This window comes from Amycolatopsis sp. NPDC048633 (genome assembly GCF_040650695.1).
Lineage (GTDB): Bacteria > Actinomycetota > Actinomycetes > Mycobacteriales > Pseudonocardiaceae > Amycolatopsis.
This window is the reverse complement of sequence record NZ_JBEZHS010000008.1, coordinates 209,248-236,195: the sequence shown is the minus strand read 5'-3', so window position 1 is coordinate 236,195 and position 26,948 is coordinate 209,248. Positions and strand designations below refer to the sequence as shown.

The window sequence follows — 26,948 nt, the reverse complement described above, 5'->3', positions numbered from 1 at the left end:
GTCACGCCGTCCGGCGCTTGAACAAGCGGCCCGTCGCCGCGACCGAGATCGCGAGGATGCCCGTACACCAAGCGAGCGCGACCCACGCGCTGTCGCCGACCGGGGTGCCGAGCAGGAATCCGCGCAGCGCCTCGATCAGCGGGGTGAACGGCTGGTTGTCCGCGAACCCGTGGATCCACGCCGGCATCGTGTCCACCGGCACGAACGCGCTGCTCGGGTACGGCAGGAACATCACGAAGAACGTGAACCCGCCCGCCGCCTCCGGGGTCTTCGCCAGCAGCCCGACCGCCGCGGACGCCCACGACAGCGCCACGATCGCCACCAGCAGCAGGCCGGCGGCCGCCAGCCAGTCCACGAAGGACGCCGACGGCCGGAAGCCGATCAGGAACGCCACCCCGAGCACCAACAGCGTCGACACCAGGTTGCGGGCCGTGCTCGCCACGACGTGCCCGCCGAGCACGGCCGCGCCCCGCACGTCCATCGACCGGAACCGGTCCATGATCCCGTTGGTCATGTCATGGGTGACGACCACCGCGGTGAGCGAGGCGCCGAACGACGCGCACAGCATGATCACGCCGGGCACCACGTAGGTCACGTACGCGGTGCCGGTCTGGATCGCGCCGCCGAACAGGTAGACGAACAGCAGCATCAGCATGATCGGCAGGGCGAGGGAGGTGATCAGCGCGTCGCCGTTGCGGATCGTCAACGTGGTCGCGCGGCGGACCATCACGCCGAGGTCGCCGAGCGGCGCGGCGGGACGGGGCGCGGTGAGGGTGTCAGACACCGGCTCGCTCCTTGTCGGGGGTGGCGGTCGCGTGCCCGGTCAGCGCCAGGAACACGTCGTCGAGGGTCGCGGAGTGCACGGCGAACCGCGTCACCGCGGTCCGGGCCGGGTCGAGCGTGTCGAGCAGGGCACGGACGTGCCCCGCGGTGCCGTCCGTGGCGACCGACAGCGAAAGCCGTTCACGGTCGGGCAGCAGCGCCCGGTCGCGGAGGCCGGCGGCGAGCGCGTCGAACGCGGCCCGGTCGGTGAGCGTCAGGTCGAGCCGGTGGCCCGACACCTGCTGCTTGAGCTGCGTCGCGGTGCCCTCCGCGACGATCCGGCCGCCGTCGACGAGCGCGATCCGGTCGGCGAGCTTGTCGGCCTCCTCCAGGTACTGCGTCGTGAGGAAGATCGTCACGCCGGAGCGGGCGAGGTCGGTGATCACGGTCCACATCGCCGCGCGGCTGCGCGGGTCGAGGCCGGTGGTCGGCTCGTCGAGGAAGATCACCGCCGGGCGCACGATCAGGCTCGCGGCCAGGTCGAGGCGCCTGCGCATCCCGCCGGAGTAGGTGCTGATGCGGCGCGCGCCCGCCTCGCGGAGGTCGAACTGCTCCAGCAGTTCGGCCGCGCGGCGGGTGGCCGCGCGCCGGGAAAGGCGGCACAGCCTGCCCATCATCAGCAGGTTCTCCGCGCCGGTCTGCACCTCGTCGAGCGCGGTGTCCTGGCCGGTGAGGCTGATGCTGCGGCGCACCAGCCCGCGATCGCGCTCGACGTCGTGGCCCGCGACCCGGGCCGAGCCGGCGTCGGGGCTGGTCAGGGTGGTCAGGATGCGCACGGTGGTGGTCTTGCCGGCGCCGTTTGGGCCGAGCAGCGAGAACACGCTGCCCGGTGGCACGTGCAGGCTGATGCCGTTGAGGACCGGCACCGAGCCGTAGGACTTCGTGAGGCCGGTAGCCTCGATCGCTGGTTCGCCGGGCATGGTTCCCCCTGGGAGTTCGCGGACTTACTGCGTACGTGATAAACGCTACTGCGTAGGACTTAAACAGTGAATCAGGGATTTCCCTGAGACGAGGTCAGGGTGATGAGCGGCGACGACACGGAGACCGGGCTTCCGGCCAGTTTCGAGCTGGCCTGGGGCGTGCGCGACCGGCCGACCAAGGGGCCCAAGCGCGGGCTGTCGCTCGAGCAGATCATCGAGGCGGCCATCGACGTCGCCAACGCCGAGGGCATCGGCGGGGTGTCCATGGGCCGGGTCGCGCGGGAGCTCGGCGCCTCGGCGATGTCGCTCTACCGCTACCTCGCCTCGAAGGAGGAGCTGCTCGCGCTCATGATCGACGGCGCGTTCGGCCAGCTCGACGTCGCCGAGGACGGCGAGGGCAGCTGGCGGGTGCGGCTCGAGCGCTGGGCCGAGTTCGAGCTCTCCGCCTACCGCCGGTTCCCGTGGGTGCTGCGCATCCCGGTCACCGGCGCGCCGATCATGCCCCACCAGCTGCGGTTCCTGGAGCGGGGACTGCGGACGCTCGGCGGCACCGGGCTCGCGGAGCAGGACAAGCTGTCGGCCGTCCTGCTCGTCACGAGCTTCACTCGCAGCTTCGCCATGCTCAGCGGCGACATCACGGCGGCGTTCGAGTCGGACGACCCGACGACGGCGCGCGTCATGCCGCGGTACGGCGAGTTGATCAGGAAGCTGACCACCCGAGCGGAGTACCCCGCACTGCACGCGGTGATCGACGCGGGCACGTTCGACGACGAGGAGTTCGACGGCCTCGAACACGACTTCCGCTTCGGGCTCGAGCGGGTCCTCGACGGCATCGAGGCCCTCATCAACCGTCGCGCGTGACCGGCTTGCCCTCGTGCGGTTCTTTGCCTGCGCGCTGCGCCGGGGTCCGCCGAACGCGGCGAGGCTGAGGAAGGCGGCGCCCTCGAGCCGGGCGTTGGCCCTCCCCGCGTGCAGCTACTTCCGGCGCCCGAGGGCCTTGGCGCGGTCGTGGGCCCAGCCGGTGAGCACGATCCCGAGCGCCGTCACGACCAGATAGGCGATCAGCGTCCCGGTGAACCCCGCTCCCAGCCACCCCAGCAGGCCGACGTTCGCGTGGTCGATCAGCAGCCGGATCGCGCCCTGGGCGCCCAGCACCGTCAGGACCGCTCCCAGGATCTGCAGCGCGTCGAACTTCACGGGTCCCCCTCAGTTGTTGGTACGAATGTATCATAACCATGGGTGATACCGTGACGGCGTGGCGGGGAGCCGGATCACGGTGCGGGTCGGGGAGCGGCAGCTCACGCTCTCGAACCTCGAAAAGGTGCTCTACCCGCGGCACGGCTTCACCAAGGGCGAGGTGCTCGACTACTACACGCGGATCGCGCCGCTGCTGCTGCCGCACATCCGCGACCGCGCCATGACCTTCGTGCGGTTCCCCGACGGCGTCGCCGGCGGCTCGTTCTTCGAGAAGGACGTCTCCCGCCACGCGCCCGACTGGGTCCGCACCGCCCGCCTCGCCGTCGGCGGCCGGGGCAAGGATCCCGAGATCATCGCGTACCCGCTGATCAACGACCTGCCCGAGCTCGTCTGGGCGGCCAACCTCGCCGCGCTCGAGCTGCACGTCCACCAGTGGACCGTCGAGGACGGCGACGAGCGGAGCACGCCGGACCGGCTCGTGTTCGACCTCGACCCCGGTCCCGGTGCGACGGTCGTCGACTGCTGCCGCGTCGCCGAGCGCCTGCACGACGTGCTCACCGCCGACGGGCTCACCCCGGTCGCGAAGACCAGTGGCTCCAAGGGCATGCAGCTCTACGCCGGCGTCGTGACGACGGACGGCGGTGAGACGTCGCAGTACGCGAAGGCGCTCGCCGAGCGGCTCGCCGCCGAGACGCCCGACCTCGTCGTCGCGCGGATGACCAAGACGCTGCGGCCGGGCAAGGTCTTCATCGACTGGAGCCAGAACAACCCGTTCAAGACGACGGTGGCGCCGTACTCCCTGCGCGGGCGCGACGAGCCGACGGTCTCGACCCCGGTCACGTGGGACGAGGTGCGCGCCTGCCGGCACGTCTCGCACCTGCGGTTCACCGCCGAAGAGGTCCTCGAGCGCGTCGACGACGTCGGTGACCTCTTCGCCGAACTGGGCCGCACGCGCGTCCCGATTCCTGCGTTCGGCTGAATTTCGGAATTCGCAATTCGGCGCGGAAATCGCACCGGTTCCGGAGGTCGCGGCCGTCGCGCCGGGTGAAATGGCGGAATACCGGCCCGACCTGGCGATTTCGATCGTCTCCTGTGGACTGTTGCACGTGCAGACGGCCGTGTCGGTGCACGGCCCGCCGGGCGGGCGGATTCCGTTGTGCACCAAGCTGGACGAACTGGGTACGGTCTACGCGTAAACCACCATCTTGAGCCGCCGGAGCCGGTCATGAGGATCCAGAAACCGCCGCGGCTTTCGCGAGCCTTCGGCCGTTCTTCGCCGGGTGCGTTGTGCGAACCGTTCTCGGTCCGGACGACGTTTCCCGGTAGGGGCACGCTCGTCGCGGTGGTGGGCGACATTGATCTGGCGACCGTCGCCATTCTTGTCGAATGTGTGGAAACCGCCTTGCGGGACGGTGGCCCGCTCGTCGTCGACCTCGGCGGGGTGACGTTCTGCTCCGGCGTCGGACTCCGGGCCCTGCGGCGGTTGCAGCGGCGCGCCGACGAGACGGCCGTCCCGATCGCGTGGGTGGTGGGCACGCCGGCGATGTGGCGGTTGCTGCGGGGGACCGGCGTCGCCGGCTTCTCCTGCTACCGGGATCGGGCCGACGCGCTGGCGGCGCTCGGCTGATCCGCTTCGACCGGCCGGGCAGGGCGCGCGGCCGGGTCCGGGAAGAAGGGAAACAGGTGTCCGTCCTGATCGACACCGATCTCGAGTTCTGGTTCCAGCGCGGCCTGCGCGCCTACCTCGGCGAGGTGGCCGGGGCGCTCGGCTTCGGCCTCGAGTCCTGCACCGTGGACGTGGACGTCCCGGTGTCGGCCTACGTCGCGGTGGACTGGCGGCTGCGCCGGTACCCCGACCGCGACGTGGCGCTGCTCTGGGACGAGGTGCACGGCTGGGCCGTCGCGGTCGAAGCGGCGTGCGGGGAGGAGATGCTCGTGCTGGCCTACCTGGGCGGAGCCGACATCCTGCCGCCGTCGCGGGTGGTCGTGCGGTTCCTGGCCGCGCTGCGGGCCGGGGACCTGGCGCCGGACGGTCCGGGTTCGCCCGTGCTGCGCCGCGCCGGGAGCCACCAGGAGCTGCTGCCGTTGCTGCCGGCCGGGTGACGCGCCCGCGGTCGTTCCTCCACACTGGAGCGATGGGGACGATGCCGGACGCGGTGGCGCCGATGCTGGCCGTCGACGGGTCCCTCCCGGACGACGACCAGCACGGCTACGAGTGGAAGTGGGACGGCTTCCGGGGCTGCGCGCGGGTCGCCGGCACCGGCGAGGCCCGGATCACCAGCCGCAGCGGCAGCGACCACACCCACCGCTACCCCGAGCTGCAGGACGTCTTCGCGCCCGCGCTCGGCGGTCACGCGGCGGTGCTCGACGGCGAGGTCGTCGCGCTGAACGCGGCCGGCCGCCCGGAGTTCGAGCTGATGCAGCGCCGCGCCATGCACGAGCCGACGGCGAAGCTGCGGGCCGAGGTCCCGGTCGTCTACTTCGCCTTCGACCTGCTGCGGATCGGGACGGAGTCGCTGCTGGACCGGCCGTACGAGCAGCGTCGTGCGCTGCTCGCCGAGCTGGTCCGGCCCGCCGACGGCCGGCTCGTCGTGCCGCCCTGGTACACCCGCGCCGACATCGCGCCGGACCAGCTGCTGGCGACGGCGGCCCAGCACGGCATCGAGGGCGTCGTCGCGAAGCGGCTGGACGCGCCGTACCTGCCCGGCGCCCGTTCTCCGTTGTGGACGAAGCGGGCGCTGACCCAGACCCGCGAGGTGGTCGTCGGCGGCTGGCGGACCGGCGCCGGCCGCCGCGCGGGCACGCTCGGCGCGCTGCTGCTCGGCGGGTACGACGACGCCGGCGCGCTGGTGTACCTCGGCGACGTCGGCACCGGGTTCACCGACGACGCGCTCGACCGCCTCCGCGACATCCTCACGCCGCTCGCGCGCCCGGCGTGCCCGTTCGCCACCGAAGTGCCGCGCGACCGCGCCCGCGGCGCGCACTGGGTCGAGCCGGACCTGGTCGGCGAGGTCGTCTACCGCCGCGTGACACCGGATCTGCGGCTGCGCCACACTTCGTGGCGCGGCCTGCGTCCGGACCGGACGCCCGACGAGGTGCGAGTGCCGAAACCGACGGGGGAGCTGTGACCACATCCGTGCACCTGGTGGAGATCACCGATGAGAACCGCGACGCGGTGCGCGCTCTGCGCGTGCACCCGGGTCAGGAACGGTTCGTCGCGTCCGTGGCGAAATCGCTGGAGGACGCCGCGACGACGCCCGAGGGCGAGCCCTGGTACCGGGCCGTCTACGCCGGCGACGAGCCGGTCGGCTTCGTGATGCTCAGCTGGGACGTCCCGCCCGGCCGCCCCGGCGTCCTCGGGCCGTACTTCCTGTGGCGGCTGCTGGTCGACGGGCGGCACCAGGGCCGGGGGATCGGCCGCGCGGTGCTGACGGAGGTCGTCTCGCTGGTGCGGGCCGACGGCGGGACCGAGCTGCTCACGAGCCACCAGCCGGGTGACGACGGCCCGGGCGCCTTCTACCGGAAGTTCGGGTTCACCCCGACCGGGGAGATCGACCACGGCGAGGTCGTGCTGCGGCTCGGTCTGTGATCGCCGTCACGGCCGGTCACATCGGTCCGGTGGGCGGAGTCGTGGGGGTGACGGACCCGGAACCCCGGCGTCCGCGATCCCCTGGAGGAGTCCCGATGTCCACCGCCTACGTGATCGTCACCCTCTTCGCCGCCGCCTTCGTCGCCTTCTCGGCCGTCTCGGTGTTCACCCGCGCGAAGTGGGTCGTCGAGCCGATCACCTCCTACGGCGTGCCGGAGGCGTGGTGGCCGTGGCTGGGCGCGGCGAAAGCCGCCGGAGCGGCCGGCCTGGTCGTCGGGTTGTTCTGGCCGCCGATCGGCATCGCCGCGGCGATCGGGCTGGTGCTGTACTTCCTCGGCGCGGTCGTCACGGTGGCCCGCGCGCGGTCGTACGGGCACCTGGTGTTCCCGGTGATCTACCTGGCGCCTGTGGTCGCGTCGCTGGCGCTGCTGTCCTGACCGGCGAGCCAGGTGAGCGCGCCCGCCGCGTGGTCCAGCACGGAGATGTGACCGTCGCCGGGGGTGAGCCGGAGTTCGGCGCCCGGGATCCGCGCGGCGAGCCACTCGCTGTGCGCGGCGGGGATCATCCGGTCGTCCGCACCGTGCAGGAGCAGCGTCGGCGCGGTGATGGCCGCGGGGTCGCAGCCCCACGGCGCGACGTAGGCGAGGTCGTCGTCGATCAGCCCGGCGGCGCCGAGGGCCGGCTGGACGACGTCGTTGAGCCAGGACCACGACCCGGTGAGGGCGGCGACGTCGGCGGCGGTGAAGACCTCCGGGTCGAACTCGGCGGCGGCTTCGTATTTCTCCTTGGCGGCCCGGCCTTCGGCGGCGGCGCGCAGGGAAGCCGCACTGGTGGCGGCCATCCCGTCGAACCAGCCCTCGGCATCGAAGGGCGCGACGGCGGCGAGACTGGCGACCGCCCGGACGCGGCCGGGCAGCAGCGCCGCCGTGGCGAGGGCGTGGGAGCTGCCGCCGGAGTGCCCCATGACGGCGAAGTCCTCGATCCCGAGCGCGTCGGCGACGGCGGCCACGCACTCGGCGGCGTTCCCGACGGTCCGGTCCGGCAGGTGCGTGGAGCTGCCGTAGCCGGGCCGGTCGTAGGAAACCCACCGGACACCGAGGCTTTCGGCGAGCGGCAGCAGCGGCCCGGGCGGCGCACCGAGGTTGGGCGTGCCGTGGTGCCAGAAGACGGTGAGCCGCGCCGGGCCGCCGGTGTCGTGGACGTGCAGCGTGCGCCCGCCGGGGAGGGCCAGATCCGTCTCCGTGACCATTGCCCGAGCCTAGCCGCTGTAACGAAAAGCCGGTTCCGATCGTCGGAGGACCACGACACCAGCGCGACGGGAGCCGCCATGACAGGGAACTACGCGACTTTGGGCGACGACCGCAACCCGGTCAACGTCTGGTACGACGAGGGAACGCAGTCGATCCACCTGACCTGCAGCGACCCCCGCCTGACCGACGAACACGGGCAGAAGCCGGGCTTCCGCACGGTCTTCAACGCCAACCCCCGCTCGGCGGACTACAGCCCCGCCAACTTCAACCGCCTCGCCCGGTACCTGCGGCAGCAGGGAAAGCCGGCTCCCGACGAGGCGGCCCTGCACCCGCGGAACCTGGCGCAGCGCGGTCAGGTGATCGAGGCGCTCGGCGAGGGCGGCTGAGGTTCACCGGGCCAGGCGTTCCGCCAGCCAGGCCAAGGACAACGGGTACCGGTAGTCGATCGCGGCGTGGCCCGCGTCGAACAGCTCGAAGTGGATCCGGTCCGCCGGCAGCCCCGCCTTGAGCGCCTCCGCCCGGAACGCCTCCGCGCCGACGTCGAGGAAGTACTCGTCGCTCGTGCCCGCGTCGATCCACACCGCCCGCCACGAGCTGACCGCCGCCGCGCGGTCCGGGACCATCCGGACCGGGTCCCAGTCCAGCCAGCGCTGCCACACCTCCGGCCGCAGCACGCCCGTCCCCGGCTCGAACGGCAGCTCCGGGGTTCCGTCCGGACCCGCCGAGAAGCACGCCGAGACCCCGATCAGCTGCAGCAGCGTCGCGTCCTCCGGCCTGCTGAACGCCGGGCGCGCGCGGAAGTCCGCCCACCACGCCTGGATGTCCTGGTCGTAGCCGCGCAGGGCGCGGACCGCCTTGCCGAAGTCCGGGACGTAGCACAGCTCGTAGAGCGAGTCGCCCGCGTGCGTGGCGAGAGCACCGAACAGGTCGGGGCGCAGCATCGGCGTGATCATCGCGCCGAATCCGCCGGACGACTTGCCCGCGATCGCGCGGGACTCGCGGTCCGGGATCGTCCGGTAGCGCGCGTCGACCCACGGCACGATCTCGTCGCAGAGGTAGGAGTGGTAGCGGCCCGTCCCCGGCGAGTCGACGAACTGCGAGCCGCCGTACGCGGTCCACGCGTCGACGTACACCACGACGCAGCCCGGCGCGCCGCCGGCGAACACGGCGTCGGCCGTCTCCACGAATGGCTGCCGGAACGGCGTCCGGTTGGCCCACATCGACAGGTGCCCGGTGTACCCCTGGATGACGTACACGACCGGGTACCGCTCGTCGCTGTCGTCGTAGCCCGGGGGGACGTACACCCACAGCGGCCGTTCGTGCGGGTCGCCGAGCGGGTTGTCCCGCAGCAGCGTGGATTCGACGGTGTGCCGGTCGAGCCGGCCGGCGAGGTCGCCTTCCCAGGGCAGCATGCCGCCAGTCAACCACGACTCAACCGGTTGCACGGCCTAAGCGATACCTCTTTTCCGCGGGTAGCGTTGAGCCGTTTCGCCCCGACCTTCGTGTTATGGGCACGGTGGTGGGTTAGGGGAATGCGGGGAAGACCATGAAACATCCGGGGCCGTTGTTCACATTGCTGGCCGGTGTCGTGCTCGCCGGCGGGATCGGGATCGTCACCCTGGCGACCGGGACGGGCGTCGCGCCGGTCGCCGGGGCCGCCGGCGCGGCGAGCGTCGCGAGTACTTCGGCACCGCCGCCCACGACGTCGGCCGCGCCGAAACCCGAGGCGCCGAAGGCGGATGCGCCCGCACGGGCGGACTACGCGGGGCGGGTCACCGGCGGCGGCGCGTCCGTCGCGGTGTCGGTGCGCGACGGCCACGCGATCGCCTACCTCTGCGACGGCAAGAAGGTCGAAGCCTGGCTTCAAGGCGTGACGGTCGGCGGGAAGCTGGACCTCAAGGGCGCCAAGAACGCCAGTCTCACGGGAAGTTTCGACGCCGCTTCGGTCGCCGGGACGGTGACGGCGGCCGGCAAGACCTGGCAGTTCACCGCGCCCCCGGCGAAGAAGCCCGCGGGGCTGTACCGCGCGGCGCCGAAGGTCAAGGGCAAGGCGGCCAAGGTCGGCTGGATCGTGCAGCCCGACGGCAGCCAGGTCGGCATCCTCACCACGGACGAGGACGCGGCCGCCGCGCCGGCGCTCGACCCGGCAGCCGGCACCGCGACCGTCGACGGCGCGCCCGTGACCGCCGAGCCGATCAGCGGCCTGGCCGGGAACGGTGACTTCTGATGACCACGGCGGGCAATCGCGCCGGGGCCGCGCTCCTCGTGCCGCTCGTCGTCGGCGCCGTCGTCTCGGTGGCGCTCGGCGTCTACGGCAGCCTGCACACGCCGACCGGCGTCGCGGTGAACATCGCGGGCTTCTCCAGCCCGCAGTCGGTGAAGGCGTGGCTCGCGACGGTCGTCGTCCTGCTGGCCATTGTGCAGCTGCTTTCCGCGCTGGCGATGTACGGCAAGCTCGGCCGGACCGCACCGGAGTGGGTCTCACCGGTGCACCGCTGGTCGGGGCGGCTGGCGTTCCTCGTGTCGATCCCGGTGGCGCTGCACTGCCTGTACGCGCTCGGGTTCCAGTCGTTCGACACGCGGGTGCTCCTGCATTCGCTGCTGGGCTGCTTCTTCTACGGCGCGTTCGTCGCGAAGATGTTGCTGCTGCGCAAGGACGGCGCGCCCGGCTGGTCGCTCCCGGTCTTCGGCGGCCTCGTGTTCACCGGGCTGGTCGGGCTCTGGCTGAGCGCGTCGCTCTGGTTCTTCACCCAATCGGGCTTGACCTTCTAGGCGGGGGACGATCATGCGCGACGACGACACGGATCCGGCCGTCACCCGCCGGATCGCGCTCGCGGCGGCGGGCGCCGGGCTGGTGGCGGGCTGCAGCACCTACGGCGGCAACGCGGGGACGTCGTCCGCGGCGGCGCCCCCACCGGCCGCCGGGACGGAGCTGGGCGCGACCGGGGACGTCCCGGTCGGCGGCGGCAAGGTGTTCACGGACAAGCAGGTGGTGGTGACCCAGCCGGCGGCGGGAACGTTCGCGGCCTTCTCGGCGATCTGCACCCACCAGGGCTGCGCGGTCGACGCCGTCGCGGACGGCACCATCAACTGCCCGTGCCACGGCAGCAAGTTCAAGATCGCCGACGGCTCGGTCGCGAACGGCCCGGCGTCGCAGGCGCTGGAGAAGAAGACGGTCACCGTCGCGAACGGCAAGATCACCCTCGCCTAGGTGGTGGCCCTCGTGACGGTCCACCCATCGATTGTCCACAGTGGACTCGACCGGTCCGGTGCGCCGCGCAGGACGGTGCCGTCGGTACAGGCGAACCGGGCGCCCGGAGCCGATTCGTCCGCGACGGCCGCGCACTGCAGGCCGTTGTCCAGCGTGAGCAGGAACGCGTCGGCGGTGCCGCCGGGTTGCGGCGGGGCGGGCAGGGCGCCGGTGTAGGTCAGCAGGACGGCCTTCGCCGCCGGTGCCGGGCAGACGACCCGCGTTTCCGGCACGGCGAAACACGGGTCGTAGGTCGTGGCGCCCGACGTGCAGCGGTAGGCGTCGTGGCGGCCGGACACCGCGGACACCGAGCCGCAGGCCCCGTCCGCCCGGGACGTCGTGGCGCCGGTGCGCGGCCGGTACCCGGTGGTCTGCGTGGACCGCGGCGCGCGGCCGGTGGTGAGGGCGGCTTCGAAGGCGGGATTCGCCGCCGTGAGACCGCTCGTCACCGGCCCGATCCCGGCGTCGAGGAACCGGCGCACGACGTCGCCGCCGTCCAGGTTGCAGGGTCCGAGCGCCGCCCACGCGGCGGCCGGCCGGTCCGCGGCGTCCTGCGCGGCGCAGGTCAGCGTGCCGAGGGACGGCTCGGGCGCGCCGGTCAGCCCGAACAGCGCGGCGAGGTGGTGCGCCGCCTCGGCGAGCGTCGTACCGATGACCGGTCCGGGTTCGGCCTGGCCCGTGAGGGTCGCCGGCAGGCGGGTCAGCGGGACGTCGTAGGTGACGCCGGAGCCGGGCCACAGCAGCGCACGCTGAGACGGCTGGCCGAACAGCTGGACGGGGGACGTGCTCGCCGCCGTGGTCCGGGCGGTGGGTTCGGGCCAGCCGGCCGGCAGCGCGAGCCGGTAGGGCACGCGGGTGTGCGAGGTGAGGGTGACGCTCGCCCGGCCGTTGCCGAGGGTCAGGCAGGTCGAGATGGGCGTGGCGGGGCTGGTCGCGGCGAGCCCGATGGTGACGCCGCCGGCAACGGCCGAGCGCCCGGCGCAGGCCGGCCGCGGCGCCGGTTCCGGCCCGACCTCGCGGCCGAGCGCGGCGAAGTCGAGGAGCCCACCCCAGAACGCGCCGCCCCGGGTCAGCTCCGCGACGATGCTCCGGGCCGAAGCGTCGTAGGCCGCCGGGACGAGTTTGGTGCCGGTGATGACGACGGGCGCGAACCCCGCGGGCGGCGGCGCCGGAACCGGGATCCGCACCCGGGCTCGCCGGCCGTCGTCCAGCTCCAGCTCGGCGCCACCGCCGATCCGCCGCGTCAGGGGCGAGGCGAACCCGGGTTCCGGCGCCGGCCGCAGGGAACCGCCGGGCGCGTCGACTTCGATGCCGGAGACGGTGTCCGTCCCACCCGGACCGGTCGTGAACTGCTGCTGCACCAGGAATCCCGCGGCGCCCAGGAGCAGCAGGACCACGGCCGCGGCCAGCGCGAGCCGGGCCGCCCGGTCGTCGGTGGCCATCGGCGCCTCCCAGAACGCTTGCCCTTCGCGAATCACCGGACCCGCCATGGTCGTCACCGCCGTGGCGCGACCGTGACCGGGGCTTACCCTGGCGCGGCGGCCGGGCCGGCGCAAGTTTCGGCGGCCGGTCCGCGCCGCGGCCGGTAATCGGTCGCCGCCGGCCGGCCGGTCTGGCACCATCGGACCGGTGAGCCCGGTCGAGATCGCCTGCGACGAGTCGGGCTCGGAGGGCGAAAACCTCGTCGGCGGCGAGACGGACGTCTTCGCCCACGCCGGCGTCGGGCTGACCCCCGAGGCCGCGCGAGCCTGCGTGACCGAGATCCGCGCCCGCATCGGCTCGCCCGCCGAGGAGTACAAGGCCAACCACCTGCTGCGCGGCAAGCACCGCCCGGTGCTCGAGTGGCTGCTCGACCCCGCCGGCCCCCTCGCCGGCCGCGGGCACGTGCACCTGACCGACAAGACGTTCTTCGCCGTGCGAGCCGCGGTCACGCTGCTGGCCGAGCACGGCACCGACGCCATGGCACGCACCCTCCACCGCGCCGGCCCCACCGCCTTCGGTCCCGATCGCTGGGCGTACTTCCTCGCCGCGTTCACCAGCGTCCTGCGCCTGAAGCCCCGGCGCGGCGTGACGACGTCGCCGGAGGAGTTCTTCGCCCTGGCCCACGAGCTCGCCGCGGTCCCCGGTGAGGCCGGTGAGATCCTGGGCCGTCTCGAAGGCGGAGCCGGACGCGTGGCCGGCTACCGCGCCCGGCTGGCGAGTGACCCCGGCCTGGTGCCGGTACTGGACCCGCTGGTGCCCGCGGTGATCCACACCGTCCGGCACTTCAGCGCGGACGGCACCCCGGTCGCCCTGGTCCACGACGAACAGCTCGCCCTCACCGGCGAGCGCGTGCTCCAGCTCAAGGTCACGCTCGGGCACCGGCTGGCCGGCGTCCGGTTCGTCGACTCGCGGTCGGACGCCCGCGTGCAGGTCGCCGACTTCCTCGCCGGCGTCGCCCGCCGGATCGCCTCCGACGCGCTGAACGGGCGCGGCGACACCCGGCTGACCACCCTGCTGGAGTCCTTTGTGGACGCCGAGTCCGTCTGGAACGCGCTCAGCAGCTGACGACCTGCGCCGGCGACGTCGTGTTGTCGAGCCGCTTGACGTACGCGCTCCCGCTTCGCCGCGCGCACGCGGACGCGCTGGTGGCGAACGGCCCGTGGAAGACGGCGTACACGTCGGCGCCGTTCACCTGCTGCCGCAGCGAGCCGCAGCCGGTGGTCGGCGTGTGCAGGTACCGGGCGCCGGGGTTCGCGTTGAGGAACTGCTGAACCTCCGTGCGGTAGCGGGCCGGGGTGATGGCGGAGCCGAGCACGACGACGTACGAGCCGTCGCACGCCGGCGTGGTCATGGCGGTCGCCAGGCCGAGGTCGGCGCTGCTGGCCACGCTGGTGGCGACGGACGTCCGCACGCTGACCTGCGTGGTCGTGACCGGCGGCGCGGTCACCGGCGGCGCCGGCGCGGAAGAGGACTTCGCGGTCGGGGTCGGCTGGGCCTGCGACGAGGGCTTCAAGACCGTGAACCACCCGATGACGGCCACGAGCGCGAGCAGCGCCACGCCGGCGACCAGCCACGGCGCCTTCGAAGCCCGCCGCCGCACCTCCGTCGCGGCCGGCGTCATCCGGGTGGCCTGCCGGGTCGGGGGAGCGGTGGCGGGCACCGGGCTCGTGCCGCCGAGGGCGGCCCGGGCGGCGTCCGCCAGCTCGGTGACGCTGCCGAAGCGCTCCGCGGGGTCCTTCGCCATGCCTCGCGCGATCACGGCGTCGAACGCCGCGGGCAGCCCGGGCCGCAGCGTGCTCGGGCGCGGGGGCGGATGGTGCAGGTGCGCGCCGATCAGCGACGCGGCCGTCGTCGCCGCGAACGGCTTGCTCCCCGTCAGGCACTGGTGCAGCACGCACGCGAGCGAATAGACGTCGACGCGGTGGTCGGCCGGCGCGTCGGCGAAGCGCTCGGGCGCCATGTAGTCGAGCGTCCCGACGGCGCCGCCGGTGGCCGTGAGCCCGGTGCTCGGCCCGGCCGCGCGGGCGATGCCGAAGTCCACGAGGTAGGCGAACCCGGTCGCGCCGACCAGCACGTTCGACGGCTTGACGTCCCGGTGCACCAGGCCTTCGGCGTGCGCGGCGGCCAGCGCCTGGGCGACCTGCCCGACGACGTCGACCGCCTCGGCCGGGGCCAGCGCCCCGCCCGCGGCCAGCCGGGTGCCGAGGTCGTCGCCGTCGACCAGGCGCATGTCGAGGTAGAGGCGCCCGTCGATCTCGCCGTAGGCGTGGATCGGGATCACGTGCGGTTCCCGCAGCCGCGCCACCGCGTGGGCCTCCCGCCGGAACCGCTCCTGGAAGTCGCGGTCGGCCGCGAAGTCCGGCGCGAGCAGCTTGAGCGCCACGACGCGGTCGTGGCGGGTGTCGTAGGCGCGCATGACCTCGCCCATGCCGCCGCGGGCGATCAGCGACTCGACACGGTACGGCCCGAACTGCCAGCTCACGCGCATCCCTCCACCAGGCGTCCCGGACCTCGGGAAGTCTCGCCCGCGCGCAGGGACGTTACAGGGCGCTACCCCCGTGGCGTGCCGAAGTCCTGCGTCCAGTACGCCTTGCGCGCCGAGTCGACGGTGTAGCCGACGCCGAGCTCGGTCAGCCGGCAGTCGAGGATGTTCGCCTTGTGCACCGGGCTGTGCATCCACGAGTCGACGACCGCCTCGGGCGTGCGCTGCCCGGCGGCGATGTTCTCCGCCCAGCGCTGCCACCGGTACCCGGCGGCGGAGATCCGGGCCGCGGGGTCCTCGCCGCCCCGCCCGGTGTGGCTGAAGTACCGGTAGCGCGCCATCTCGCCGGTGTGCGCGTCGGCCGCGTCGGCGAGCCGCGGGTTTCCGGCGAGCGGCCCGCAGCCGTTCTTGACGCGCTGCACGTTGGTGAGCTGCAGGACCTGCGTGGGATAGGACCCCGCGGCGGGGGCGGGGGCCGGCGCGAGCAGCGTCAGCACGGCGGCGATTTCGAGCAACATCACGACCTCCTCGAGGGTTTTCTCCGACACTGGGGGAATAGCGCGGTCGGCCGGGTGATGAAACGGACCCGGGCGGAGGAAACCGCTGGTACGGAGGGTGCGGGCGGAGTGGTCGATTCACCGGGAATTGCGCGTCCGGCACCGGAAGAGGGGATTTCCGGGAATGGCCGGGAACGCGCTGTCGCGGCACGTGCAGGCTCATGTGCGTACCCTGATCTGGTGCGGACCCGCCCCACCCTGACCTGGACGTCCCCGGACGCGCCGCTGCCCCGGACCTCGAGCCTCGACGAGCTGGCCGGCGTCGTCGCGCGCGGGCGGGTCGCCGTGCTCAGCGGGGCCGGGCTGTCCACCGAGTCCGGGATCCCCGACTACCGCGGCGAGACCGGCAGCCTGCGCCGGCACACGCCGATGACCTACGACGAGTTCGTCACCAGCGCCGGCGGCCGGCAGCGCTACTGGGCGCGCAGCCACCTCGGCTGGCGCACCATCGCCCGCGCCGACCCCAACGACGGCCACCGCGCGGTCGCCGCCCTGCGCGACGGCGGCTACTTCGGCGGCGTCATCACGCAGAACGTCGACGGCCTGCACCAGGCGGCCGGCACCGCGGACGCCGTCGAGCTGCACGGCAGCCTGGACCGCGTGCTCTGCCTGGACTGCCGCCGCACCAGCCCGCGCGCCGAGCTGGACCGGCGGCTGCGGGCGGCGAACCCGGACTTCGAGGGCACGGCCACCCGGATCAACCCGGACGGCGACGTCGACCTGCCCGAGGACGTCGTGCGCCGGTTCACCCTGGTGCCGTGCGCGGAGTGCGATGGCGTGCTCAAGCCGGACGTGGTGTTCTTCGGCGAGAACGTGCCGCGGCCCCGCGTCGAGCAGTGCTACCGGCTGGTCGACGAGGCCGGCGCGCTGCTGGTGCTGGGGTCCTCCCTGACCGTGATGTCCGGGCTCCGCTTCGTCCGCCACGCGGCGGCCGCGGGCAAGCCGGTGGTGATCGTCAACCACGGCGAGACCCGTGGCGATCGCTACGCCTCGGTGCGCGTCGACCTGCCCCTGGGGCGCGCGCTGACCGAGCTGGCCGGCCGCCTGGGCTGTGACCTCAGCGAGGATCGCGGCCGAAGCGCGTGAGCAGCCGGTCCTGCCGGGACGCGCTCGGGGCGGCCGGCGGCGGCTCGGCGAAGACCCGCGAGTTCAGCGCCAGTCCCGCGAAGATGTCGTCGTAGTCTTCGTCGATCCACGCGACGAGCGCGGGATCGAGGGTGTCGTCGGCGCCGAGAGCGCGGGCGAGGTCCCAGGTGTGCACGGTGCTGTCCGTCGTGCGCACGGCCAGGGCCCGCCGTCCCGTGAGCTTGCCGAGCGGGTAGTCGACGAGCCGGTCCAGCGCGCCTTCCTCGCTGAACGCCGCCGCACAGTCCCGGACCGACTCGGTGAACGCCGTGACCGGGTCGTCCCCGAGCGCGTCTTCCTCGCGGGCGGCCAGGAACTCCTCACGAGTGGCGCCGTGGAGGAGCGCGATGTAGTTGAGGTTGCCGCGAGTCATGTGGTTCACCAGCGCCCGCACGTCCCACTCGGTGCACGGGGTCGGTGCGGCCCAGCTGCCGGGTGGCACCGCGCGGAGGTGGCGCTCGAAACCTTTGCTCGCGAGCAGGAAACGGTCGAGGAACATGGCGTCCACTGTGGCCCGGCCGCGAACGCGGTGCAGGCGGGTTTCGGACGCCGTGGGCGAGCCGGCCCGGGCGGGTTGGGGGGAAACGCGCCCGGACCGGCTCTTGCGACGGACCTCCACAGCCGGTCGTTGTTCACAAGACGCGGCGGGCGCCCCGGGCGTTACACCGGCTGCAACCCGGTCCACGACCAGCGCGGCATCGGGAGCGCGGCGGGCACCTCGCCGGGCGGGCCGGGGTAGGTGAGGACCTCGGCGACCGCCCACTCCATGTAGGACCGCAGCGCGGCGCGGAACTCCGGATCGGCGGGCAGGCCGGCGTCGTCCGCGGCCCGCACGAAGCACTCGACGAACCGGCGGCCGAGGTCGCTCATGTCGCCGTTGCCGGCGTGCATCCGCAGCATCGCCGAGTGGTCGCTGCACTCCGCGGAGAACCGCGGCGGCCCGCCCATGACCTCGGCCCAGTAGCGGGCCAGCCGGTCGACGTGCTGCGGGTGCTGCCCCGGGTGCGAGAACGGGTGGTTCAGCTCGGGGTCGGCCAGGCAGCGCTCGTGGTGGGCGGCGGCCAGCGCGAGGAACGCGGGGTCGCCGCCGGCGAATTCGTACAGCGTTTGACGCACCCGCCGAGCCTGGCACGCCCGGCCGCCGAACGCCAGGACGTCAGCGCGCCGCCGCGGCCGCGCGTTCGGCTTCGGGGGTGAAGCCGCCGAACGCGTCGACCGCCCGCCGGACGTCCTCGGTCACGAGGTCGTGGTTCAGCGCGCCGCCGGCCGCCGCGCCCTGGGCCGCGGCGACGATGACGGTCGCCCGCGCGTCGGCGACGTTCCCGGCCGCCCACACGCCCGGCACGTTCGTCTTGCCCATCGTGTCCGTCTCTTCGTAGCCGAGCCCGCGGATGAGCTCGTCGTGCGGCACGGTCACCGTGCGGATGAACAGCGCCACCCGCGGCACGAACCGCGCGCCGACCTCGAGCCCGGTCAGGCGGCCGTCTTCGCGCCGCAGGGCCGTGACGGTCCCGTCGACGATCTCGATGCCCCGCGCGCCGAGCCGTTCACGGTCCTCTTCGGACAGTGGCGTGGTGTGGGCGAAGTACACGACGTCCGGCGACCACTGGCGCACCAGCAGCGCGTGCTCGACGCTCGCGGGCTCGGTGCCGAGCACGCCGAGCGGCTGGTCGCGCACCTCGTAGCCGTGGCAGTACGGACAGGTCACCGCGTCGGTGCCCCAGCTTTCGCGCAGGCCGGGGATGTCCGGCAGGTCGTCGTGGACGCCGGTCGCGACCAGGACGCGCCGGGCGGTCAGCTCCCGGCCGCTCGCGAGCCGGGCGGTGAAGCCGGGTTCGAGCCCGCTCACCTGGTCTTCGAGGATCTCGACGCCGTAGCCGGCGAGCTCCTCACGGCCGATCTTGAGCAGTTCCGACGGCGGCAGGCCGTCGCGGGAGAGGAAGCCGTGCATGTGCTCGGCGGGGGCGTTGCGAGGCGAGCCGCCGTCGACGACCACGACGCGCCGCCGCGCGCGGCCCAGCATCAGGGCGGCGCTCAGGCCCGCGGCGCCGCCTCCCACCACCAGGACGTCATAGCTGTTTTCGGTCATGCCGCCACCATGACCCCGGCTTCGCGGATTCGACAACAAATGTTGCCGTTTTCGGGACAAGAGCGTTTCCTGGGAGCATGACGGACGCCATCACCCACGCCCTGGCCGAGGTCGGCCCCCGGCTCAAGCGGGTCCGCACCCAGCGGCGGGTCACGCTGGCCGACCTCTCGACCGCGACGGGCATCTCGAAGAGCACGCTGTCCCGCCTGGAGTCCGGCCAGCGCAAGCCGAGCCTCGAGCTGCTGCTGCCGATCGCCCAGGCCCACCAGGTACCCCTCGACGAGCTGGTGGGCGCGCCGGAGGTCGGCGACCCGCGCGTCCGCCTGACGGCACGCCGCATCCCCCGCCACAACGGCGCGACGATGACGGTCCTGCCGCTGACCCGCCAGCCCGGCGCGCCCCAGGCGTTCAAGATGATCCTGGAGCCGGAGACGGGCGAGCCCGATCCCCAGGTCCACGAGGGGTACGAGTGGTTGTACGTCCTGTCGGGCCGGCTGCGGCTCATCCTGGCCGACCGCGACATGACGCTGGGCCCGGGCGAGGCGGCGGAGTTCGACACGAGACTGCCCCACTGGTTCGGCGCGGTCGACGGCCGGCCGGCGGAGATCCTCAGCCTGTTCGGGAAACAGGGGGAGCGGCTCCACCTGCGGGCGAAGTCCCGGTAGCGCCCGGCCCGAACGTCCACGCCACGTCCGCTAGAAGCCGATCGCTTCCCGCAGCAACAGCACGGTCGCCCGCCCGGGGCGGGGTTCTCCGTTCAGCACCAGGACGCGGTTGACCGCGCTGGGCCACCCGTGGACCTCCAGCGTCCGCACGCTCTCCAGCGGCAGGCAGTGCTCGTCGATGCGGCGCAGCGCGGTCTCCAGGTCGGGCACCACCTTCTGCGCCCCGACCACCCAGATCGCGCGGCCCGCGCCGCCCGAATAGGCAGGCAGCTGGCTCCCGCTGCCCGACGCCGCCACGAGAGACCCGGTTTCGGTCACCGCCGCGACGCTGCCGACGACGACGTCGGGGCTCGCGAGCAGCCGCCGGATCTCGTCGGCGCCCGTCGCGCGGTCGATCGCCAGCACCAGCGGCTTGACCGCCTGGTACCGCTCGCCGGCGTTGATGTCCTCGTCGATGCCCGACAGTCGCAGGGTCTCGCTGGCCCCGGTCAACACGGTGGCTCCTTCGGGGATCAGCTGCTCGATGCGGATTCGCGCGGCCGCGACGTCGTCGAGGATCTCCACGGCGAACCCGTGGGCGGTCAGCGCCGCGGCCGCCCGTTCCAGGCGCTCGGCGGGCGCCGGGTCGGTGAAGGGGGTGACCGGCAACTGGGTGGTCATGGTGGCTCCTAGCGTGGCTGGGTCGGTTCTCCGGGTACGACAACGCAGCCACCCGGAATGTGAGGCCTCACATTCCGGGACGCTGTCTTTGTCGTAAGGGGTGACGACGAAGGGAGCACCATGGACGCGCTCATGAGCGAGCGGCGGCGGCTGATCAACCTCGCGTACCGGCTCCTGGGCTCCCTGGCCGAGGCCGAGGACGCCGTCCAGGAGGCCTACGCCCGCTGGTTCGCGCTGTCCCGGCCGCGGCAGGAGGCCATCGAGTCCCCGGGCGCCTGGCTGACGACGGTCACCGGCCGCATCTGCCTCACCCTGCTCGGGTCGGCGCGGGCCCGCCGCGAGACCTACGTGGGCGAATGGATCCCCGAGCCGGTGCCCGAGAGCCCGGCCGGCGACCCGGCCGACCGGGTCACGCTGGACGAGTCGGTCAGCATGGCCTTCCTGGTCGTGCTCGAGTCGATGACCCCGGCCGAGCGCGTCGCGTTCATCCTGCACGACGTCTTCTGCCACTCCTTCGCCGAAGTCGCCGAGATCGTCGGACGCACGCCGGCGGCGTGCCGCCAGCTGGCTTCCTCGGCCCGGCGCCGGGTTCGCGCGTCGCAAGGCCTCGCGACCCCGACGGCCCGGCAGGCGGGGATCGTCCGGGACTTCAAGCAGGCGTGGGAGGCGAAGGACATCGACGCCCTGATCGGCCTGCTCGATCCCGGCGCCACCGCGACCGCCGACGGCGGCGGCCTGGCCATCGCCTTCCCGCACCCCATCGAAGGCGGCGAGCGGATCGCGCACGCGTGGATCGACCTGGCCGGCCGGAAGCCCGCCACGATGGCGTTCGTGGAGCGCACGGTCAACGGGCGGCCCGGCTTGGTCGCCCGGCAGGACGGCGTCGTCGTGACGGTGTTCGCGTTCGACGTCGCGGGCGACCGGATCCAGCACATCTGGGTCGTCCGCAACCCCGAGAAACTGCGGAGCTGGACGGGATAGCCGGGTCAGCCGAGTTCGCGCTGCATCAGGAGGGTGTCGAGCCACCGGCCGTGCTTGAACCCGACGCGCCGCAGCACGCCGGCCTCGGTGAACCCGGCCGCGCGGTGCAGGTTCCGCGACGCGGGGCTGCCGGAGTCGACGACGACGGCGATCGCCTGCCGGGCGCCCGCCTTCGCGCACTGATCGAGCAGTTCGTCCAGCAGGCGCCGGCCGTGGCCGCGGCCGGTGGCGCCGGGCGCGAGGTAGATGGTCGTCTCGACGGTGTGCCGGTAGGCGGGTTTCGGCCGCCACGGCGTGGCGAGTGCGTAGCCGCCGACTTCGGTGCCGGCCAGGACGAGGAACGGCAGGTCGCTCCCGCGGATCTTCGCGCGCCACTGGTCCGGGGGCGGCGGGGTGGTCTCGAAGGTGACGACCGAATCGGTGACGTACGGCGCGAAGACGGCCGCGATGCCGTCGGCGTCGGCCTCGGTCGCCGACCGGATTTCCGCTATAGTGGACACAGTCGCTATTATAGAGGAATGATCGATCCGGTGAGCCTGGGCCGCCGCCTGCACGCGGTGCGGACCGGCCGTGGCCTGGCGTTGAGTGCGCTGGCCCGGGAAGCCGGGGTGAGCGTGAGCATGCTGTCGGCCATCGAGCGCGGGGAGAAGACCCCGACGGTCGTCGTGCTGTCCCGCATCGCCGACGGCCTCGGGTGGTCGCTGTCGCGCCTGCTGGCCGACCTGGAGGCGGACCGGGTGATCGTCCGCCGCGTGGCCGAGCAGGACCACGTCGCCGAGCCGGGTGGCTGGCACCGCACGGTGCTGACGCCGGTCGTGCCGGGCGTCAACTTCGAGTGGATCCGCACGACCCTGCCCGCCGGCTGCGACGCGGGAACGTTTCCGGCCTACGCACCGGGTTCCCACGAGTTCGTCGCGGTCGAGTCGGGCACGCTGTGGCTGGGTGTCGGTTCGGCCGAGCACGTCCTGGCGGCGGGGGATTCGGTCTACTTTCCCGCCGACGTAACGCATTCCTACGCGAACCGCGGCGACGAGCCGTGCGCGTACCACGTCGCCGCGTTGGTGATGCGCCCGCGTTCCGCGCGGACGTAGGAAAAACCGGGTGACACGGCGACCGTCGTCGTGACACTCTTCGCGCCATGTTCCCCGTGTCCGATAGCGCGACGCTCGCAGGCTTGTCCCTGCCGAGCGCCGTTTCGGCACGGCTGCTGGTTGTTCGCAGCGGCGCTCGAAGCTGACCCTTCCCCGATTCCCCCGTCCGGTAGCGGAACCGCCGGGGGAGGGTCGACGCGCTCGCCCGGTTTCGCGTTTTCGCTTCCAGTACAAGGAATTCCCATGAGCAAGCAGCAGTACGTGCGCACCAAGCCGCACCTCAACATCGGTACGATGGGCCACGTCGACCACGGCAAGACCACCCTCACCGCGGCCATCACCAAGGTGCTGGCCGAGCGCGACGGCAGCAACCGCTACGTCGCCTTCGACCGCATCGACCGCGCGCCGGAGGAGATCGAGCGCGGCATCACGATCACCATCGCGCACGTCGAGTACGAGACGCCGACCCGGCACTACGCGCACGTCGACATGCCGGGCCACGCCGACTACGTCAAGAACATGATCACCGGCGCGGCCCAGCTGGACGGTGCGGTGCTCGTGGTTTCGGCGCTGGACGGCGCGATGCCGCAGACGCGCGAGCACGTCGTGCTGGCGCGCCGGATCGGCGTCGAGCACCTCGTGGTGGCCCTCAACAAGGCGGACCTCGCCGACGACGAGGACCTGCTCGACCTGGTCGAGCTCGAGGTCCGCGAGCTGCTGACCCGCTACGGGTTCGACGGTGACGCCGTGCCGGTCGTCCGCGTGTCGGGGCTGCGCGCGCTCGACGGCGACCCGCTGTGGACGCAGCGGATCCTCGACCTCCTCGAGGCCGTCGACGAGCACGTGCCGATCCCGCCGCGGCGGCTCGACCTGCCGTTCCTCCTGCCGATCGAGAACGTCCTGACCATCACCGGCCGCGGCACCGTCGTGACCGGCGCGGTCGAGCAGGGCACCCTCGCGGTCGGCGACGCGGTCGAGGTGGTCGGGCTCGGCCCGGCCGTCACGAGCGTGGCCACCGGGCTCGAGACGTTCGGCAAGCCGATGGAGCGCGCCGAGGCGGGCGACAACACCGCGGTGCTGCTGCGCGGGGTCAAGCGCGGCGAGGTCCGGCGCGGGCAGGTCGTCTGCCTGCCGGGCAGCGTCCGGCCGCACACGCGGTTCCGCGCGGAGGTCCACGTGCTGTCGGCGGCCGAGGGCGGCAGGCGGACGCCGTTCGCGGCGAACTACCGGCCGCAGTTCCACTTCCGCACGAGCGACGTCGTCGGGGTGGTCACCCCGGCCGACGGCGTCACGGTGGTCCGGCCGGGTGAGGCGGCTTCGCTGACGGTGGAGCTCGGCCAGGCGGTCGCGATGAGCCCCGGTCTCGGGTTCGCGATGCGCGAAGGCCGGCTGACGGTGGCCGCGGGCACGGTCCGCGAGGTGCTGGACTGAAGAGCGCGGCCCCTGCTTCGGCAGGGGCCGCGCTCGACTCATCCGATCATTTGCTCCCGGCTGATCTCGCGCATTCCCGATCCGCCGTCGGAATACCGCGTAGTGGTATCTCAGCGGCCGCGAAGTCCCGGCCGAGCCAAGCCGACCGCGGCGAGGATCATCAACGCCACCGCCGCCACTCCCGCGACCACCGACGCCGCCGGGGCAACCAGGTCCGTCCTCGTCAACGTGAGGATGCTCGACAACAGCAGCACCGCCCCCACTCCCAGGTTCAGCCAGCACAGCGGAGCCGTGCTCGGAACGAAATGCCAACGCCGCTCGGCCATCGGACCTCCTCCGTCAAGATCTCTCCCCGGATCTGCCCCGATCGGGTGTCGATCAAACCGGTGGGGCGTGAATAACCGACGTTCCACTGGTCGGAACACGATACTGTCCCGCCCGGCCGGCGTGGTGCGACCGTCTGAGCCATGGCTCCCGTGAAGGCGGCGATCGTCGGCCCCGGCAACATCGGCACCGATCTGCTGGCGAAGCTGCGACGCAGTGAAGTTCTCGAAGTCGGTTACGTGGTCGGCGTGGTCGAGTCCGACGGTCTCGAGCGCGCCCGCGCGCAGGGGATCGCGGCGTCCGCCGAGGGCGTCGACTGGCTGCTGCGCCAGGATCCCTTGCCGGACATCGTGTTCGAGGCGACGTCGGCCAAGGCGCACGCGGCCAACGCCCCGCGCTACGAGGAGGCCGGCATCCAGGCGATCGACCTGACCCCGGCGCACCTCGGCCCGATGGTGTGCCCGCCGGTGAACCTCGGCGCGCACCTCGACGCGCCGAACGTCTCGATGATCACCTGCGGCGGACAGGCCACGATCCCCATGGTGCACGCGGTTTCCCGCGTGACGCCGGTGCCGTACGCGGAGATCGTCGCCTCGGTGGCCTCGCGCGGCGCGGGCCCGGGGACGCGGGCCAACATCGACGAGTTCACGCGGACGACGTCGCAGGCGGTCGCCGAGATCGGCGGCGCCGGGCGCGGCAAGGCGATCATCATCCTCAACCCGGTCGAGCCGCCGATGATCATGCGCGACACCGTGTTCTGCGCGATCGGGCTCGACGCCGACCGCGACGCGATCACCGCGTCGATCCACGAGATGGTCGACGAGGTCCGCAAGTACGTTCCCGGCTATTCGCTGCGCGCGGACCCGCAGTTCGACGACGCGCGCGAGGAGTGGGACGGCAACGCGCGGGTCGGGATCTTCCTGGAAGTCCGCGGCAACGGCGACTACCTGCCGGAGTACGCCGGCAACCTCGACATCATGACCGCCGCGGCCGCCCGCGTCGGCGAGCTGATGGCGCGCGCGAAGCAGGAGGTGCCCGCATGAGTGAGCTTGCGAACGAATCAAGGGACACCGGTCGCCCGGAGCTCAAGCACGACGTCCGGATCGTCGACACGACGCTGCGCGACGGCAGCCACGCGATGGCCCACCGCTTCACCGAACAGCAGGTGCGCGACACGGTGCGCGCGCTCGACCGCGCCGGCGTCGAGGTGATCGAGGTGACCCACGGCGACGGCCTCGGCGGTTCGTCGTTCACCTACGGCTTTTCCGCCGTCGACGAGCTCAAGCTCATTGCCGCCGCCCGCGAAGAGGCGAAGCAGGCGAAGATCGCTGTGCTGCTCGTGCCGGGCATCGGCACCGCGGAGGACCTCCAGCGCGCCTTCGACGCGGGCGCGGAGATGGTGCGGGTGGCGACGCACTGCACCGAGGCCGACGTCTCGCCGCAGCACTTCGGCTTGGCGCGCGAACTGGGCATGGAGACGGCCGGGTTCCTGATGATGGCGCACCGCACGCCGCCGGAGGACCTGGCGAAGCAGGCGCGGATCATGGTCGACGCCGGCTGCCAGGCGGCGTACGTGACGGACTCGGCCGGCGCGCTGCTGATGCACGAAGCGCGCCAACGGTTCGAAGCGCTGGTCGCCGAAGTCGGGGACACCGCGTGGGTCGGCTACCACGGCCACCAGAACCTTTCGCTCGGCGTCGCGAACTCCGTCTTGGCGTACGAAGCCGGGGTCCGCTACATCGACGGGTCGCTCTGCGCGCTCGGCGCGGGCGCCGGCAACTCGCCGACGGAAGTCCTCGCGGCGGTGTTCGACCGTATGGACATCGACACCGGTCTCGACGTCGGCGCCCTGCTCGACGGCGCGGAGGAGGTCGTCCGCCCGTACCTGAACCGCTGGCCGAAGATGGACCGCAACGCGATCGTGCAGGGCTGGGCCGGGGTGTACTCGAGCTTCCTGCTGCACGCGGAGCGCGCGGCGGAGCGCTACGGCGTGCCGGCGCAGGCGATCCTGCGCCGCTGCGGCGAGCTCGCGCTGGTCGGCGGCCAGGAGGACATGATCATCGACGTCGCGGTGACGCTGGCCGCGGAGGGTTAGTCCGCGAACCGGTCGAGCGCTTCCTGTTTCCAAGCCCGTTTGACGGCACTGGCCCGGTGCCCGGCGTGATCGTCGATCAGCAGCTCCGCACCGGGCCAGGCCTCGGCCAGCTCCCACGCGGTCGTCACCGGGCAGCTGAGGTCGAGCCGGCCGTGGATCAGCACGCCCGGGATGCCGGCGAGCCGTCCGGCATCCCGGATCACGGCGCCTTCTTCCAGCCAGCCGGCGTTCGCGTAGTAGTGCGTCGTGAGGCGGACGAACGCGAGCGTGGCTTCGTCCACCGGTTCGTCGCGGACCGGGGGAGCGCCGGGCTCGAGGGACAGCACGACGTCCTCCCACCGGCGCCACGCGGCCGCCGCCCGGTCGCGGACCACCGGGTCGGGGTCGGCCAGCAGCCGCGCGTACGCGGCGACGTCGTCGTCGGCGCCCAAGCTGAACCGCGCCCATTCCTCGGGGAAGAACCGCCCGACGCCGCGGTAGAGCCAGTCGATCTCCGACCGGCGCGTGGTGCTGATCGCGCTGACGACGAGTTCCGTCACCCGTTCGGGGAAACGTTCGGCGTACACCAGGGCCAGGGTCGTCCCCCACGAGCCGCCGGTCACCAGCCAGCGGTCGATGCCGAGGTGCTCGCGCAACCGTTCGAGATCGGCGACGAGGTGCTCGGTCGTGTTGTCCCGCAACGACGTCATGGCGTGCGGCACGCTGCGCCCGCAGCCGCGCTGGTCGAGGAGCACGACCCGGTAGCGGGCGGGGTCGAACGCCCGCCGCATGCCCGGCGCGCTGCCCTGGCCGGGCCCGCCGTGCAGGACGACCGCGGGTTTTCCGTCGGGGTTGCCCGAGATCTCCCAATAGATCCGGTGCCCGTCGCCGACGTCGAGCAGGCCTTGGTCGTAGGGCTCGGTCATCGGGTACATCTCGGGCATCGCGCGTGTCCACCT

General features: G+C 72.9%; 35 protein-coding genes. 20 read left to right on the top strand and 15 right to left on the bottom strand.

Going from position 1 to position 26,948, the window contains the following annotated elements:
- Window position 1: 1 nt before the first annotated feature.
- Window positions 2-784 carry an ABC transporter permease gene (locus AB0C38_RS18095; protein WP_360674069.1) on the bottom strand — a complete coding sequence of 261 codons (783 nt, stop codon included), beginning with the start codon at window positions 782-784 and terminating at the stop codon, window positions 2-4.
- Window positions 777-1,742 (bottom strand): ATP-binding cassette domain-containing protein, encoded by a 966-nt coding sequence (locus tag AB0C38_RS18090; RefSeq protein ID WP_360674066.1) that lies wholly within the window; start codon window positions 1,740-1,742, stop codon window positions 777-779. The genes AB0C38_RS18095 and AB0C38_RS18090 overlap by 8 nt, the downstream gene beginning before the upstream one ends.
- Before the next feature lie 102 nt (window positions 1,743-1,844).
- Here AB0C38_RS18090 and AB0C38_RS18085 point away from each other — a divergent pair, with 102 nt between their 5' ends.
- Complete coding sequence (locus AB0C38_RS18085; RefSeq protein ID WP_360674064.1) at window positions 1,845-2,603, top strand: TetR/AcrR family transcriptional regulator; 759 nt, start codon at window positions 1,845-1,847, stop codon at window positions 2,601-2,603.
- A 114-nt stretch (window positions 2,604-2,717) separates the two neighbouring features.
- On the opposite strand, the gene AB0C38_RS18080 is transcribed toward AB0C38_RS18085, so the two are convergent.
- The gene (locus AB0C38_RS18080) at window positions 2,718-2,939 is read right to left on the bottom strand and encodes a hypothetical protein (RefSeq protein ID WP_360674061.1); all 222 of its coding nucleotides are present in this window, start codon (window positions 2,937-2,939) and stop codon (window positions 2,718-2,720) included.
- A 58-nt stretch (window positions 2,940-2,997) separates the two neighbouring features.
- On the opposite strand from AB0C38_RS18080, the gene ligD (AB0C38_RS18075) reads away from it, so the two are divergent.
- The 7 genes from ligD (AB0C38_RS18075) (at window position 2,998) to AB0C38_RS18045 (ending at window position 6,965) form a co-directional block, all read left to right on the top strand.
- On the top strand, window positions 2,998-3,918 hold the full coding sequence (gene ligD / locus AB0C38_RS18075) for a non-homologous end-joining DNA ligase (RefSeq protein WP_360674058.1): 921 nt from the start codon (window positions 2,998-3,000) through the stop codon (window positions 3,916-3,918).
- Window positions 3,863-4,135, top strand: coding sequence for a hypothetical protein (locus tag AB0C38_RS18070; RefSeq protein ID WP_360674163.1), 273 nt, complete (start codon window positions 3,863-3,865; stop codon window positions 4,133-4,135). The genes ligD (AB0C38_RS18075) and AB0C38_RS18070 overlap by 56 nt, the downstream gene beginning before the upstream one ends.
- A 29-nt stretch (window positions 4,136-4,164) precedes the next feature.
- Window positions 4,165-4,566: an STAS domain-containing protein gene (locus AB0C38_RS18065; RefSeq protein ID WP_360674055.1), complete on the top strand. Its 402-nt coding sequence runs from the start codon at window positions 4,165-4,167 to the stop codon at window positions 4,564-4,566.
- A 56-nt stretch (window positions 4,567-4,622) separates the two neighbouring features.
- Window positions 4,623-5,042 (top strand): DUF6292 family protein, encoded by a 420-nt coding sequence (locus AB0C38_RS18060; RefSeq protein WP_360674052.1) that lies wholly within the window; start codon window positions 4,623-4,625, stop codon window positions 5,040-5,042.
- Window positions 5,043-5,074: 32 nt separating this feature from the next.
- Complete coding sequence (gene ligD, locus AB0C38_RS18055) at window positions 5,075-6,067, top strand: non-homologous end-joining DNA ligase (protein ID WP_360674049.1); 993 nt, start codon at window positions 5,075-5,077, stop codon at window positions 6,065-6,067.
- Window positions 6,064-6,528 (top strand): GNAT family N-acetyltransferase, encoded by a 465-nt coding sequence (locus AB0C38_RS18050; RefSeq protein WP_360674047.1) that lies wholly within the window; start codon window positions 6,064-6,066, stop codon window positions 6,526-6,528. Before ligD (AB0C38_RS18055) ends, AB0C38_RS18050 begins: the two co-directional genes overlap by 4 nt.
- Before the next feature lie 95 nt (window positions 6,529-6,623).
- On the top strand, window positions 6,624-6,965 hold the full coding sequence (locus AB0C38_RS18045) for a DoxX family protein (protein ID WP_360674045.1): 342 nt from the start codon (window positions 6,624-6,626) through the stop codon (window positions 6,963-6,965).
- On the opposite strand, the gene AB0C38_RS18040 is transcribed toward AB0C38_RS18045, so the two are convergent.
- The gene (locus tag AB0C38_RS18040) at window positions 6,923-7,777 is read right to left on the bottom strand and encodes an alpha/beta fold hydrolase (RefSeq protein ID WP_360674042.1); all 855 of its coding nucleotides are present in this window, start codon (window positions 7,775-7,777) and stop codon (window positions 6,923-6,925) included. The genes AB0C38_RS18045 and AB0C38_RS18040 overlap by 43 nt on opposite strands.
- A gap of 78 nt (window positions 7,778-7,855) precedes the next feature.
- Between AB0C38_RS18040 and AB0C38_RS18035 the strand changes: the two genes are divergently transcribed.
- The gene (locus tag AB0C38_RS18035) at window positions 7,856-8,164 is read left to right on the top strand and encodes a hypothetical protein (RefSeq protein WP_360674039.1); all 309 of its coding nucleotides are present in this window, start codon (window positions 7,856-7,858) and stop codon (window positions 8,162-8,164) included.
- Window positions 8,165-8,167: 3 nt separating this feature from the next.
- Here the strand turns inward: AB0C38_RS18035 and AB0C38_RS18030 are convergent, their stop codons facing one another.
- Window positions 8,168-9,190, bottom strand: a complete 1,023-nt coding sequence (locus AB0C38_RS18030) for an alpha/beta hydrolase-fold protein (protein ID WP_360674036.1) — start codon at window positions 9,188-9,190, stop codon at window positions 8,168-8,170.
- A 134-nt stretch (window positions 9,191-9,324) separates the two neighbouring features.
- Here AB0C38_RS18030 and AB0C38_RS18025 point away from each other — a divergent pair, with 134 nt between their 5' ends.
- The 3 genes from AB0C38_RS18025 to AB0C38_RS18015 are packed head-to-tail and all read left to right on the top strand — an operon-like array spanning window position 9,325 to window position 10,989.
- Window positions 9,325-10,005 (top strand): hypothetical protein, encoded by a 681-nt coding sequence (locus AB0C38_RS18025; RefSeq protein ID WP_360674033.1) that lies wholly within the window; start codon window positions 9,325-9,327, stop codon window positions 10,003-10,005.
- Window positions 10,005-10,550, top strand: a complete 546-nt coding sequence (locus AB0C38_RS18020) for a DUF6529 family protein (RefSeq protein WP_360674030.1) — start codon at window positions 10,005-10,007, stop codon at window positions 10,548-10,550. Before AB0C38_RS18025 ends, AB0C38_RS18020 begins: the two co-directional genes overlap by 1 nt.
- Before the next feature lie 13 nt (window positions 10,551-10,563).
- Window positions 10,564-10,989, top strand: a complete 426-nt coding sequence (locus tag AB0C38_RS18015; protein WP_360674027.1) for a Rieske (2Fe-2S) protein — start codon at window positions 10,564-10,566, stop codon at window positions 10,987-10,989.
- Here the strand turns inward: AB0C38_RS18015 and AB0C38_RS18010 are convergent.
- Entirely contained in the window at window positions 10,986-12,470 is a 1,485-nt protein-coding gene (locus AB0C38_RS18010; RefSeq protein ID WP_360674024.1) for a hypothetical protein, read from the bottom strand. The genes AB0C38_RS18015 and AB0C38_RS18010 overlap by 4 nt on opposite strands.
- 187 nt (window positions 12,471-12,657) lie before the next feature.
- Here AB0C38_RS18010 and AB0C38_RS18005 point away from each other — a divergent pair, with 187 nt between their 5' ends.
- Entirely contained in the window at window positions 12,658-13,575 is a 918-nt protein-coding gene (locus tag AB0C38_RS18005; RefSeq protein ID WP_360674022.1) for a DUF3800 domain-containing protein, read from the top strand.
- Here the strand turns inward: AB0C38_RS18005 and AB0C38_RS18000 are convergent.
- Entirely contained in the window at window positions 13,565-14,992 is a 1,428-nt protein-coding gene (locus tag AB0C38_RS18000) for a serine/threonine-protein kinase (RefSeq protein ID WP_360674019.1), read from the bottom strand. The genes AB0C38_RS18005 and AB0C38_RS18000 overlap by 11 nt on opposite strands.
- Window positions 14,993-15,060: 68 nt before the next feature.
- Window positions 15,061-15,510 (bottom strand): CAP domain-containing protein, encoded by a 450-nt coding sequence (locus AB0C38_RS17995; protein WP_360674016.1) that lies wholly within the window; start codon window positions 15,508-15,510, stop codon window positions 15,061-15,063.
- A 219-nt stretch (window positions 15,511-15,729) separates the two neighbouring features.
- On the opposite strand from AB0C38_RS17995, the gene AB0C38_RS17990 reads away from it, so the two are divergent.
- On the top strand, window positions 15,730-16,635 hold the full coding sequence (locus AB0C38_RS17990; protein WP_360674013.1) for an NAD-dependent protein deacetylase: 906 nt from the start codon (window positions 15,730-15,732) through the stop codon (window positions 16,633-16,635).
- Here AB0C38_RS17990 and AB0C38_RS17985 read toward each other — a convergent pair.
- From AB0C38_RS17985 to AB0C38_RS17975, 3 genes are all read right to left on the bottom strand, one after another.
- Window positions 16,607-17,173 carry a TIGR03086 family metal-binding protein gene (locus tag AB0C38_RS17985; RefSeq protein WP_360674011.1) on the bottom strand — a complete coding sequence of 189 codons (567 nt, stop codon included), beginning with the start codon at window positions 17,171-17,173 and terminating at the stop codon, window positions 16,607-16,609. The genes AB0C38_RS17990 and AB0C38_RS17985 overlap by 29 nt on opposite strands.
- 161 nt (window positions 17,174-17,334) lie before the next feature.
- Entirely contained in the window at window positions 17,335-17,790 is a 456-nt protein-coding gene (locus AB0C38_RS17980) for a group II truncated hemoglobin (RefSeq protein WP_360674009.1), read from the bottom strand.
- Between the two features lie 40 nt (window positions 17,791-17,830).
- Window positions 17,831-18,763, bottom strand: coding sequence for an NAD(P)/FAD-dependent oxidoreductase (locus tag AB0C38_RS17975; RefSeq protein ID WP_360674006.1), 933 nt, complete (start codon window positions 18,761-18,763; stop codon window positions 17,831-17,833).
- Window positions 18,764-18,840: 77 nt separating this feature from the next.
- Here AB0C38_RS17975 and AB0C38_RS17970 point away from each other — a divergent pair, with 77 nt between their 5' ends.
- The gene (locus AB0C38_RS17970) at window positions 18,841-19,428 is read left to right on the top strand and encodes an XRE family transcriptional regulator (protein ID WP_360674003.1); all 588 of its coding nucleotides are present in this window, start codon (window positions 18,841-18,843) and stop codon (window positions 19,426-19,428) included.
- A gap of 30 nt (window positions 19,429-19,458) precedes the next feature.
- Here AB0C38_RS17970 and AB0C38_RS17965 read toward each other — a convergent pair whose 3' ends face one another.
- Window positions 19,459-20,088 (bottom strand): LUD domain-containing protein, encoded by a 630-nt coding sequence (locus AB0C38_RS17965; RefSeq protein ID WP_360674000.1) that lies wholly within the window; start codon window positions 20,086-20,088, stop codon window positions 19,459-19,461.
- A gap of 120 nt (window positions 20,089-20,208) precedes the next feature.
- Between AB0C38_RS17965 and sigJ the strand changes: the two genes are divergently transcribed.
- A complete protein-coding gene (gene sigJ, locus AB0C38_RS17960; protein WP_360673997.1) occupies window positions 20,209-21,069 on the top strand; it encodes an RNA polymerase sigma factor SigJ in 861 nt (286 codons plus the stop codon).
- A gap of 5 nt (window positions 21,070-21,074) precedes the next feature.
- Here the strand turns inward: sigJ and AB0C38_RS17955 are convergent, their stop codons facing one another.
- Window positions 21,075-21,569: an N-acetyltransferase family protein gene (locus AB0C38_RS17955; protein WP_360673994.1), complete on the bottom strand. Its 495-nt coding sequence runs from the start codon at window positions 21,567-21,569 to the stop codon at window positions 21,075-21,077.
- Between the two features lie 18 nt (window positions 21,570-21,587).
- Here AB0C38_RS17955 and AB0C38_RS17950 point away from each other — a divergent pair, with 18 nt between their 5' ends.
- Both AB0C38_RS17950 and tuf read left to right on the top strand, forming a co-directional pair.
- Window positions 21,588-22,160: an XRE family transcriptional regulator gene (locus AB0C38_RS17950; RefSeq protein WP_360673991.1), complete on the top strand. Its 573-nt coding sequence runs from the start codon at window positions 21,588-21,590 to the stop codon at window positions 22,158-22,160.
- Window positions 22,161-22,403: 243 nt separating this feature from the next.
- Entirely contained in the window at window positions 22,404-23,591 is a 1,188-nt protein-coding gene (gene tuf, locus AB0C38_RS17945; RefSeq protein ID WP_360673988.1) for an elongation factor Tu, read from the top strand.
- 110 nt (window positions 23,592-23,701) lie between these two features.
- Here the strand turns inward: tuf and AB0C38_RS17940 are convergent, their stop codons facing one another.
- On the bottom strand, window positions 23,702-23,917 hold the full coding sequence (locus AB0C38_RS17940) for a hypothetical protein (protein WP_360673985.1): 216 nt from the start codon (window positions 23,915-23,917) through the stop codon (window positions 23,702-23,704).
- 141 nt (window positions 23,918-24,058) lie between these two features.
- On the opposite strand from AB0C38_RS17940, the gene AB0C38_RS17935 reads away from it, so the two are divergent.
- Complete coding sequence (locus tag AB0C38_RS17935; RefSeq protein ID WP_360673983.1) at window positions 24,059-24,958, top strand: acetaldehyde dehydrogenase (acetylating); 900 nt, start codon at window positions 24,059-24,061, stop codon at window positions 24,956-24,958.
- Window positions 24,955-26,010 (top strand): 4-hydroxy-2-oxovalerate aldolase, encoded by a 1,056-nt coding sequence (dmpG, locus tag AB0C38_RS17930; RefSeq protein ID WP_360673980.1) that lies wholly within the window; start codon window positions 24,955-24,957, stop codon window positions 26,008-26,010. Before AB0C38_RS17935 ends, dmpG begins: the two co-directional genes overlap by 4 nt.
- Here the strand turns inward: dmpG and pip are convergent.
- Window positions 26,007-26,933: a prolyl aminopeptidase gene (gene pip / locus AB0C38_RS17925; protein ID WP_360673977.1), complete on the bottom strand. Its 927-nt coding sequence runs from the start codon at window positions 26,931-26,933 to the stop codon at window positions 26,007-26,009. The two genes, dmpG and pip, sit on opposite strands and share 4 nt — an antisense overlap.
- Window positions 26,934-26,948 lie beyond the last annotated feature (15 nt).